This is a genomic window from Corallococcus sp. AB030 (assembly GCF_003668965.1).
Classification (GTDB): Bacteria; Myxococcota; Myxococcia; order Myxococcales; family Myxococcaceae; genus Corallococcus; species Corallococcus exiguus.
This window is the reverse complement of record NZ_RAWQ01000273.1, coordinates 1-11,190: the sequence shown is the minus strand read 5'-3', so window position 1 is coordinate 11,190 and position 11,190 is coordinate 1. Positions and strand designations below refer to the sequence as shown.

At 70.5% G+C, this 11,190-nt stretch carries 7 protein-coding genes; 4 read left to right on the top strand and 3 right to left on the bottom strand.

Translation table 11 applies throughout. From position 1 onward, the window contains the following. The first annotated feature begins 114 nt into the window (after positions 1–114). From D7Y15_RS39295 to D7Y15_RS39280, 4 genes are all read left to right on the top strand, one after another. Positions 115–951, top strand: a complete 837-nt coding sequence (locus D7Y15_RS39295) for an MBL fold metallo-hydrolase (protein ID WP_121755759.1) — start codon at positions 115–117, stop codon at positions 949–951. Then, positions 948–2,546, top strand: coding sequence for a sigma 54-interacting transcriptional regulator (locus tag D7Y15_RS39290; protein WP_121755758.1), 1,599 nt, complete (start codon positions 948–950; stop codon positions 2,544–2,546). Before D7Y15_RS39295 ends, D7Y15_RS39290 begins: the two co-directional genes overlap by 4 nt. Before the next feature lie 169 nt (positions 2,547–2,715). Beyond that, a complete protein-coding gene (locus tag D7Y15_RS39285) occupies positions 2,716–4,137 on the top strand; it encodes a sugar porter family MFS transporter (protein WP_120580827.1) in 1,422 nt (473 codons plus the stop codon). 131 nt (positions 4,138–4,268) lie between these two features. Next, positions 4,269–6,077, top strand: coding sequence for a DUF4215 domain-containing protein (locus D7Y15_RS39280; RefSeq protein ID WP_120580828.1), 1,809 nt, complete (start codon positions 4,269–4,271; stop codon positions 6,075–6,077). Between the two features lie 51 nt (positions 6,078–6,128). Here the strand turns inward: D7Y15_RS39280 and D7Y15_RS39275 are convergent, their stop codons facing one another. The 3 genes from D7Y15_RS39275 to D7Y15_RS39265 all read right to left on the bottom strand — a co-directional run bounded on the left by D7Y15_RS39275 (position 6,129) and on the right by D7Y15_RS39265 (position 11,146). Continuing rightward, complete coding sequence (locus D7Y15_RS39275; protein WP_121755757.1) at positions 6,129–7,025, bottom strand: hypothetical protein; 897 nt, start codon at positions 7,023–7,025, stop codon at positions 6,129–6,131. Between the two features lie 117 nt (positions 7,026–7,142). Then, the gene (locus D7Y15_RS39270; RefSeq protein WP_121755760.1) at positions 7,143–9,515 is read right to left on the bottom strand and encodes a serine/threonine-protein kinase; all 2,373 of its coding nucleotides are present in this window, start codon (positions 9,513–9,515) and stop codon (positions 7,143–7,145) included. Between the two features lie 17 nt (positions 9,516–9,532). Continuing rightward, positions 9,533–11,146: an adenylate/guanylate cyclase domain-containing protein gene (locus tag D7Y15_RS39265; RefSeq protein WP_120580830.1), complete on the bottom strand. Its 1,614-nt coding sequence runs from the start codon at positions 11,144–11,146 to the stop codon at positions 9,533–9,535. Between the last annotated feature and the right edge of the window lie 44 nt (positions 11,147–11,190).

Below are 11,190 nucleotides of genomic sequence, written 5' to 3'. Positions count from 1 at the left end.
GCCCCACCCCCGTGACTCCAATGATTCCAGCCCCTTGGCGCTGGCATCGGACGTGCTCTGTCCCCTCCACGTCAGGGCGCCCCCAGCGGGTGTCGAAGCATCAGGAGACTCACCATGGAAATCCGCTTCTTTGGCGTTCGGGGCAGCATCGCGGTGTCGGGCTCGCGCATCGGCGGCAACACCGCGTGCGTGGAGGTGACGAGCCAGGGCGAGCGGCTGATCCTCGACGCGGGCACGGGCATCCGGACGCTGGGCGAAGTCATGATGCGCGAGGGCGCTCCCCAGAAGGCGACGATGTTCTTCTCGCACCTGCACTGGGATCACGTGCAGGGCTTCCCCTTCTTCACGCCCGCGTACCTGCCCACCACGTCGCTGACGATGTACGGCCCCGGCGCGAATGGTGCCCAGGCGCTGGAGTCCACGCTGTCGCAGCAGATGCGCCCGCCGCAGTTCCCGGTGCCGCTGTCCACCATGCGCTCGAAGATGACCTTCGGCGCCGCGATGCACGGCCGCACCGTGGAGGTGGGCCCCTTCAAGGTGACGCCCATCGACGTGCCCCACCCGGACGGCTGCATGGCCTACCGGGTCGAAGCGGACGGCCACTCCTTCGTGTACGCCACGGACGTGGAGCTGCCGGAGCGCCTCACGCCGGACGTGGCCCGCCACTTCGAGGGCGCGGACGCGCTGTGCCTGGACGCGCAGTACACGCCCGACGAGTACGAGGGCAAGAAGGGCATGTCCAAGAAGGGCTGGGGCCACTCGACGATGATGGACGCGGCCAAGGTGGCCAAGGACCTGCACGCCGGGCGCCTCTTCCTCTTCCACCACGACCCGTCCCACGCGGACGAGCTGCTGGAGGACATGGCGCAGGAGGCGCGCGGCCTGTTCCCCTTCACCGAGCCCGCGCGTGAAGGCCAGCGCATGCTCCTGGGCCGCGCGGCGGGCGCATGAGCGCCGCGAGCCCGGAGCCGTGCGATAGACTGTCTCCAGCGCCCTTCTCTCTTCCGCCGCTGCCCGCCGCCATGCCCTCGTCCCCGCCGGATGTGTCCCAGGTCCTGCTCCCCCTTGGCGGCCTCGTCGGGCGCGAGGTGGACCTGGACGCCTTCCTCCAGACGCTCGTGGACCGCATCGCCATCACGCTCCAGGCGGACCGGGGCACGCTGTGGCTGTTGGACCCCGTGCGCCGAGAGCTGTTCAGCCGCGCGGCGCACCTGCCGGAGGTCGCGCAGATCCGCGTGAAGCTGGGCCAGGGCGTGGCGGGCTACGTGGCGGAGGCCGGCGAGCCCGTGCACGTGCCGGATCCGCGCGGCGAGCGCCGCTTCTTCGCGGACATCGACCGGATGACGGGCTACCGCACCATCAGCCTGGCCGCGGTGCCGCTGCGCGACGCCGCGGGCGCCGTGTACGGCGTGCTCCAGGTGCTCAACCGCCTGGGCGGTGGACCCTTCACGGAGGACGACACCCGGAAGCTCACCGACATCGCGGCGCAGGTGAGCACCGCCCTCCAGAGCACCAGCCTCTACCAGGAGCTCCAGCGCGCGAAGGATCAGCCGCAGGCCCCGGTGGGCTACTTCTTCAACCGCATCATCGGAGAAGCCCCGCCGCTCAAGGCGCTCTACCGCCTGGTGCAGAAGGCCGCGCCCACGGACGCCACCGTGCTGCTGCGCGGGGAGAGCGGCTGCGGCAAGGAGCTCTTCGCGCGCGCCATCCACGTCAACGGCCCCCGGCGCGACAAGCCCTTCGTGAAGGTGGACTGCGCGGCCCTGCCCGCCGCCCTCATCGAGAACGAGCTCTTCGGCCACGAGAAGGGCGCCTTCACCGGCGCCGACCACCGCATGCCCGGCAAGTTCGAGGCGGCAGACGGCGGCACCGTCTTCATCGACGAGCTGGGCGAGTTGCCCCAGGCCGTGCAGGGAAAGCTCCTACGCGTGCTGCAGGACCGCGAGTTCGAACGCGTGGGCGGCACGCAGGCCGTCAAGGTGGACGTGCGCATCGTCGCGGCCACCCACCGCGACCTGCCGCGCATGGTGGCGGAGGGCCGGTTCCGCGAGGACCTCTACTACCGCATCAAGGTCGTGGAGCTGCTCCTGCCCCCGCTGCGCGAGCGCGGCGCGGAGGACATCGAGCGGCTCGCCCGTCACTTCGTCGCCACCGCCGCGAAGCGCCACCGCCTGCCCGTGCCCCGCCTCGGCGCCACCGCGCTCGCGAGGCTCAAGCGCTACCGCTGGCCCGGCAACGTGCGCGAGCTGGAGAACTGCATCGAAAGCGCAGTGGTGCTGTCCGAGGGCGAAATCCTGGAGGAGCACCTGCCCCTGCCCTCCCTGGACCGGGCGCCCTCGCCCGCCGAGCCAGACGCGCCGCAAGCGCCCGCCACCACACCGGACGCACCGCTCCTCCTTCCGCTGGCGGAGGTGGAGCGCCGCCACATCCTGCGCGTGCTGGAGGCCGTGAAGGGCAACCGCACCGCGGCGGCGCGCACGCTGGAGATCGGCCGCAACACGCTCGCCCGCAAGCTCAAGGAGTACGGCCTGGCGGACGAGGGCTGAACTTCGAATCGCCCTCGAAGCCCGAGCCCCGCCCCCCAACGAGCGGCCATCGGGGCGGCAGCCTGTCCGGGAGTGCCTTTCGGCGGACACCGGGGGCACCTCTCCTCAGGGCCGTTGTGCGCACCCGCGAGGGCCGGACACGTGCCCGTCCGAGGGGAAGGAGCACGTCATGGCGGATGTCCTCGATGCCCATTCAAGCGGGCCCCCGGCGCATCGGGAGGTGCGGACCGGCAGGATCATCGGCATCTCCGTGGTGGCCGCCCTGGGCGGATTCCTCTTCGGCTTCGACACCGCCGTCATCAACGGCACGGTCGTCGCACTGAAGGCCGAGTTCGCCGCGAGCAGCCTGGGCCTGGGGCTGGCGGTATCCTCCGCGCTCATCGGCTCGGCGGCGGGCGCCTTCGCCGCGGGGCCCTTCGCGGACCGCTACGGCCGCCGGCGCGCGATGATGCTCGCGGCGGCGCTGTTCATCATCAGCGCCATCGGATCGGGGCTCGCGTTCTCCCTCTGGGACCTGAGCTTCTGGCGGCTGGTGGGCGGCCTGGGGGTGGGCTTCGCCAGCGTCGTCGCGCCCACGTACATCGCGGAGATCGCCCCGGCGTACCTGCGCGGCCGCCTGGCGTCCCTGCAACAGCTGGCCATCGTGTCCGGCATCTTCGTGGCCCTGCTGGGGGACTTCGCCATCGCGCTCTACGCGGGCTCCGCCTCCAAACCCACCTGGCTGGGCTTAACCGCGTGGCGGTGGATGTTCTTCAGCGGCCTGCCACCCGCGCTCTTCTACGGCATCGGCGCCATCTTCATCTCGGAGTCCCCGCGCTTCCTCGTGGCCAAGGGCCGTGAGCAGGAGGCGCTGAGCGTGCTGAGCGACATCGAGGGGGACGCCGCGCCCGCCAAGGTCGTGGAGATCCGCCGCTCGCTGCGCACGAACTACACACCGCACCTGGCGGACCTGAAGGGCGGCCGCTTCGGGTTCCTGCCCATCGTGTGGATCGGCATCGTGCTCGCGATGCTCCAGCAGTTCGTGGGCATCAACGTCATCTTCTACTACTCCAGCGTCCTCTGGCAGGCGGTGGGCTTCTCCGAGCACAACGCGCTGGCCATCACCGTCATCACCAGCGTCACCAACATCCTCACCACGCTCGTGGCCATCGCGTTCGTGGACAAGGTTGGAAGAAAGCCCCTGCTGCTCATCGGCTCCGTGGGCATGGCGCTCACGCTGGGCCTGCTGGCGTACCTCTTCGGCACCGCGCCGTTGGATGCCGCGGGCAAGCCCGTGCTGCAGGGCGCGGCAGGCACCACCGCGCTCATCGCCGCCAACCTCTACGTCGTCTTCTTCGGCTTCTCGTGGGGGCCCATCGTCTGGGTGCTGTTGGGCGAGATGTTCCCCAACCGCATCCGAGCGCTCGCGCTGTCCATCGCGGCCATGGCGCAGTGGCTGGCCAACTTCCTGGTGTCCGCCACGTTCCCGTCGCTGCAGGCCGTGGGACTCGGCTGGGCGTACGGCCTTTATGCCGCGGCCGCCGTCTTCTCGATCTTCTTCGCCGCGAAGTACATCCGCGAGACGAAGGGTCAGGAGCTGGAACAGATGTAGCCCCGCGAGACAGGGCGATACACGGAAGCCCGTACACCCTTACGGGCTTTCTTCATTTTTACGCATCGGCTGGGTGAGAAAACACCTGATCCATTTGACACCTGGGGTCACAGGCTTTCAGCATCACCTTCATGCTGAAACATTCCCCCCTGCTCCCCCGGATTGCGAGCGTCCTGCTCGCTTCCCTCCTCCTCACACTGACAGCGTGTCCCGGCGACGAAGGCTCGGACGAAGACGGCGGCACGAACATCACGGACGGGGGCCAGAGCGACGCGGGTCCCGACGGCGGCGACCCCACCAAGCAGCCCGACGGCGGCACGTACGACCCGGGTCCCCAGGTCTGTGGTGACGGCAAGGTCCAGAAGGGCGAGGCCTGTGACGACAGCAACACCGTGAGCGGTGACGGCTGCACGTTCGACTGCAAGGAGGTCGAGGTCGGCTTCGAGTGTCCCGTGTCGGGCCGGCCCTGCATCGTGGCGACGGCGTGCGGCAACGGCATCGTCGAGGAAGGCGAGGTGTGCGACGACCGCAACAACGAGTCCAACGACGGCTGCAAGGCGGACTGCTCCGCCGTGGAGACCGGCTGGTCCTGCCCCTTCCAGGGACAGCGCTGCCGCGCCGCCGAGTGCGGTGACAGGATCATCGCCGGCGAGGAGGAGTGCGAGGACGGCAACCTCATCAAGGGCGACGGCTGCAGCGACACCTGCCGCCTGGAGCAGGGCTACAAGTGCGACACCATTGGCCAGCCGTGCGCGAAGACGACCTGCGGCGACGGCAAGAAGGAAGGCACCGAGCAGTGCGACGACGGCAACCACGACATGGGCGACGGCTGCTCGCCGCTGTGCGTGCTGGAGCCCCGGTGCGTGAACGGCACCTGCGAGGCCCGCTGCGGCGACGGCGTCATCCTCCCCGGTGACACCACCGAGCAGTGCGACGACGGCAACACCCGCTCCAACGACGGCTGCTCGTCCGACTGCAAGCTGGAGGCGGGCTTCGCCTGCTTCAACGTCAAGGGCACCCTGCCGGACGTGGTGGAGATCCCCGTCGTCTACCGCGACTTCCGCGGCAAGGGTCAGCCCGTCGGTGGCAACTACCCCGCCACCATCCACCCGGACTTCGACGACGCGAACGGCGCGGAGCAGGGCATCGTCGGCGCGAAGTTCGCCGCCCTCGGCGCGGACGGCAAGCCCGTCTATGCGAAGGAGGGCGTGTCCTCCGGCACCACCCACGGCAAGACGGCCTTCGACCAGTGGTACCGCGACACGGCCAACATCAACGTCACCGAGGTCGGCACGCTGAAGCTCGACAAGCAGGCCAACAACTCCTACGTGTTCGACGACCAGACCTTCTTCCCGCTCGACGACAGCGGCTGGGTGGGCCTGGGCAAGGAGAACCGGCTCAACGACAACAACGGCATCAAGCGCAACTTCAGCTTCACCAGCGAGACGCGCTACTGGTTCGAGTTCAAGGGCAACGAGGTGCTGACGTTCCTGGGTGACGACGACGTCTGGGTGTTCATCAACCGCAAGCTCGCCCTGGACCTGGGCGGCGTGCACGGTGCCACCTCCGGCACGGTGTCCCTGGCGGACGCGGCCACCGTGTCCGGCCTGGGCCTGGTGAAGGGCAAGATCTACGAGGTCGTCGTGTTCCAGGCGGAGCGCCACACGTCCCAGTCCTCGTACAGGCTGACCCTGAACAACTTCGAGACCCAGCGCACCGAGTGCAAGTCCACCTGCGGCAACGGTACGGTCGATCAGGGCGAGACGTGCGACAACGGCAACCTCAACGGCCCGGGCTACGGCAAGTGCAGCCTCACCTGCATCTGGAACGCCCGCTGCGGCGACGGCATCACCCAGTACAACTTCGGCGAGACGTGCGACGACGGCAACACCAACAACTTCGACAACTGCCCGAACAACTGCCAGATCGATCCGGGGTAGTCGTCCCGCCGTCCCTGGTTCCCTCGCGGACCGGGGACTTCCGCCCGGACCTCACAGGGTCCGGGCGAGCATGAACACGGCGGCCAGGGACAGCGCCCCGGCCGCCGCGAAGTGCCTCCAGGCCCGGCGGGACAACACCCCGCCGGTGCCCGTGGCGCCCTCCCCCAGCACCATCAGCGCCGGACGCCCGCCGCGCCCGCGCAGTTGATAGGTGCCGTCGAGGGATCCGCGCTCAAGCTCCCCCACCACCAGGCACGCTTCCCCAGGAACGCCCACGCGCTCCCAGGACAGCGCCTGCGCGGGCGCCCCCAACAGCTCCGCACGGGTGAGCGCGGGCGGAGCCAGGCACCGGCGCACCTCCACCGGCGCCAGCAGCGCGGACGGCGCGAAGCCCACCGCCGCCCGCGTGCGCTCGCCCTTCAGGATCAGCACCGGCGAGTACGCGCGCTCGCGAGACAGGAGCGGCCCCTTCCGGCCATGCGTCCCCAGCGCGTGCACCGCCGCGTCGTAGAAGGCGCACGGCACGCCGCCCGGCGACGTCAGCGTCTCCACGGAATCCAGCTGGCCCCGGTACACGCCGAAGCCCGGGGGCCGCCCCGCGCGCAAGGCCTCCACCGCCTCATCGAGTGACATGGGCGCGGCGCCGCGCAGCGCATCCGCCCGCAGGCGCACCCGGGCCCCCCGGGCGGACACCCCCGCGGCCAGCACCAGCAGCACGGCGGCCAGCGCCTTCACCAGCACGTCCGGCGACACGGGCACCAGCGGCGTCCCGCGCATCCACGGGACGAAGAGCACCAGCCCCAGGGCCAGCGCCCCGAAGCCCGCGAGCATCCAGCGAGGCCGCGCGTCCGTGGGCGTCCGCCCCAGGGTGAAGGTCGCCCGGAGCAGCAGGGCCAGGCCCACGCCACAGAGCGGCAGCAGGAGCACGCGCCCCAGGTCCACGGCCATGCCCCACCCCCGCCCGCGTGCCGGACGGCCCCGAGACGACGGAGCCCGGCGGGAGCAAGGTGGGAACGGGCGGACGGGGCGGCAAGCCCCATCCCCTTGCCGGAAGGCCGCGGCGGACTACTCGCCGGGGACGCGGCGCACGGGGCGCTCCTGCAGCGGCCCCACGACCTTCAGGTCATCGAAGATGCACTCGAGGTTGCGGCAGCCCAGCGCCAGCTTGCCCACGCGGCCCTCGAAGCCCGGCAGCACCTTGGAGGCGAAGAGCTTCTTGTTGAGGAAGGCGTCCACCCGCACGCCGCTCTTCTGCCGCTTGAGCTGGAGCTTCACCAGGAAGGGGCCCTGCTTCGGCACCGGCATCTCGTCCTGGACCAGGTTCTTGGTGTCCTCGGCGCTGTTGCCCACCACTTCATGCCCGTCTTCCGGGGAGAAGTAGCGCCACGACAGGCGCATGCCCGCGTCGGGGATGGCGAAGACGGACACCTGCACGTCGCGGATGCGGAACGCCAGCTCGCCGAAGTGCTGCCCGTCCTCCTCCACCGACCACTGCTTCCCCAGCGGGTTCACGTCCATCAGCACTTCGGCCGTGAAGTCGTCGCTCGTGAAGTAGCGGTGCGCCAGGTACGCGCGCGGCACCAGCTTGCCGTCCGCCTCGCGGCCGGCCTGCACGACGCGCAGCTCCCCCTGGTCCATCGTCCACGTGCCGCTGTGGACGTTGATCTCCTCCTCGCCCGGCCCGAAGCCCAGCTCCAGGGTGGAGCTGGCCGAGCCGGCCTCGGGCGGCGTGAGCCTCAGGCCGGAGAACACCTCCCCTTCCGTGTTGGCCGGGAAGTGCAGCTCCGTGAGCGGGGGCGGCTTCGGGCGGCCAAGGCCGTACTCCTCGTCGCCCAGGCGCAGGCTCACCGGCCCCACGAAGGCGCGCACCGCCAGGCCCAGCACGGCCAGGCCGCCCACCACGGACAGGCCGGTGCGCACCCGGCCCCAGCCCGCGTGGATCGTGTCCAGCACGGCGGACTCGGCGGCCGTCGGGGACTTCATCGGAGCCACGTGCGAGGTCCGCGCACGCGCCAGCGCCGACGCCGGCGCCACCACGTGCGGCGACGACGAGGCCGTCACCAGCTCTTCCAGCGCCTCGCACACCTCCGTGGCGGTGGCGTAGCGGGCCTCGCGGTCCGTCTCCAGCAGGCGCTCCACCACCGGATCCAGGCGCGGATCCAGGCCTCGCACGCGCTCGGACGGCAGCTTGAAGCGGCCCACGGGCAGCTCGCCCGTGAGCGCCTCGTACATCATCACGCCCAGGGAGAAGAGGTCCGCTCTCCCGTCCACGTTCTTCGCGTCCCGGCGCTGCTCCGGGGCCATGTAGTTGAGCGTGCCCATGGCCACCGCGGTCGCGGTGAGCTGCTTCTCCGAATCCGGCTCGCGGATGCCCGCCAGGCCGAAGTCCGCCACCTTCGCGTGCAGCCGCCCATCCAGCAGGATGTTCTCCGGCTTCAGGTCGCGGTGGATGATGTTCTTGGCATGCGCGCACTCCACGGCGCGCGCCACCTGGAGCAGCACCTTCAGCGACTGCGCGGGCGAAATCGGGTCCCTGCCGCTCAGCGCGTGGCGCAGCGACTGGCCCTCCACGTACTCCATGACGAAGTAGTAGTGCTCGCCCTGCACGCCCCGGTCGATGATCTGCACGATGTTCGGGTGGCTCAGGGCCGCGAGCGCGGTCGCCTCCTTGTCGAAGCGCGACACGAACTCCGCGTCCTTCGCCAGCCGGGGCGGCAGCATCTTCACCGCCACCGTGCGGCCCAGGGAGCGCTGGCGCGCGAGCCACACCTCGCCCATGCCGCCGCGCCCCAGCACCTCCAGGAGCTCCAGGCCCGGAAGCTCGGGCTTCGCGCCCGTCAGAATCGTTTCCGCGGTCTCGATGTCGCGGATGCCCGTGTTCAGGGGCGCGCGCGGGGCCTTCACCCCCAGCGACTCCGGGCGCACCAGCGTGGCCCCGACCGCCTCCGCGGCCACCGGGCCCGTCGCGGGCAATGCCACTCCAGACAAAGGCGCGTCGCGGCCCTCGGCGGAGGCAGACACCGCCCCCGCGGGAACCTCGCCCTCGTCCGCCTTCCCCACGCCATCCGGTCGCGGGATGTTCATCTCGTTGCCCCCTGGGACGGAGCCGGCCCTGATCTCCTGTCCCACCGAGTCCTCCCGGCCCGCTCCAACACCCGGAGCGGCGGAAGGTGAAGTCGATTCTGGCGGTTCATCCGCCGTGCGCGGCGTGAACGTCACCGCGTTGCCTGCTTCGTCGTGGACCTTGTCGGCCGGCCGGATGCCCGACGGCTCGGGCGGGCGGTGGATGCCGGACACGTCCGGGCGGTGGATGCCGGACACGTCCGCGCGCCGCACCTCGAACCGGATGCCGCAGCGGCACGTCACCTTCTGGCCGCTCACGTACACCCGGGTGTCGTGCACCGTGCCGCAGTTGGGGCACGACTGGGTCGTCGTCATGGACGAGGAGCGCACCGTCAGCGCACCTTGCGGGAGGTGGAGGTGGTCAGCTCCGCGCCGTGGACGCGGAAGGTCTGCACGCCCTTCTCCTTGCCCTTCACCTGCTGCAGCACCGGCAGCTCCTCCACGTCGAAGCCCGGCCCGGACTTGCGCACCGTGGCCTCCGACGCCAGCACCTCGCCGCTCTTCGCGATGCCGCACAGCCGCGACGCGGTGTTCACGGTGTCGCCGATGGCGGTGAACTCGTGCCGCTCCGCGCTGCCCATGTAGCCCACGACGGCCTGGCCGGTATTCACGCCGATGCCCACTTCGATGGGCTTCTTGCCATCCAGCACGCGCTGCCGGTTGAGCTCCGTGACGGCGTCCTGCATCTCCAGCGCGGCGCGCAAGGCGCGGGCCGGATCATCCGGGTGGGATGACGGCGGACCCCACACCGCCATCACGCAGTCCCCGATGAACTTGTCCAGGTTGCCTTCGTAGCGGAACACCACGTCCGCCATGGCGGTGAAGAAGCTGTTGAGCATCGACACCACCTCCTGCGGCGAGTCGCTCTCCGCCAGGGTGGTGAAGCCACGGATGTCCGCGAACAGGCAGCTCACCTCCGCGAGCCGGCTCTGGCGCAGGTCCTCCGTGCCGCCGTTGATCACCGCGTCCGCCACCGCCTTGGACAGGAAGCGCGACAGCTCCGCGCGCGTCACCGCCTCGTTGCGGATCTGCTCCGCCAGGGCCGCGTTCTCCAGCGCGATGCCCGCCTGCGCGGCGATGCCGGAGAGGATGGTCAGGTCCTTCTCCGAGAAGGCGTTGATCTGCTGGCGGCTGTCCAGGAACAGCACCGCCATGATGTCGCCGTTGACGAGCAGCGGCACCGCCATGGCGGACCGGATGCCCTGCGCCACGATGCTCTCCGCGGCGGAGAAGCGCTCGTCGATGATGGCGTCCGCGGTGAGCACCGCCTTGCCCGTCTCCACCACGCGCTTGAGCACGGTGTCCGACAGCATGACGTTCACCTGCTTGCCCTGCCGGTGGTGCACCGCGGCCGGGATGAACTCCCCCTGCGGGCCCACCTTCAGGATGACGCCGTGGTCGGCCGCGAGCAGCTCGAAGGCCACCTTGAGAATCTGTTCGAACAGGTCGTCCTGGGTGCCCTTGAGGCTCACCTGCCGGTGGAACTCGTGGACGATGCGCAGCTTCTCGTAGTCCCGGCGCAGCGCGGCGGTGTCCGTCACCTGGTCGGCTGGACGGAAGTTCTGCGGCACCTGGTCCATCTGCGCCAGGAAGGCCGGCATGGAGACGGCGTTGGCCACCACCGTCACGCCCGGCAGCGTGGGCGGGTTGCTTCCGCCGGGCAGGGCCTCGCCGCTGTGGAAGACGAGCCTGGAGGAGCCCAGGGCGATCTCATCCCCGTCCTTCAGGCGCATCTCCCCCGTCACCCGGCGCCCGTTGACGAAGGTGCCGTTGGACGAGTTCAGGTCGCGCAGCACGAAGTCGCGCCCCACCTTCTCGATGGTGGCGTGCTCCTTGGAGACCTCTCGGTCCACCAGCCGCAGCGTGTTGGAGGGATGGCGGCCGAGCGACGTGGTGGGGCCCAGGGGAAACTCCCCCAGCGACCCGTCCGCGAACCGCCCCGTCAGGTGCGGCCCGCGCGGGTGCGACCCGGACCTGGGCGGGAATGGGG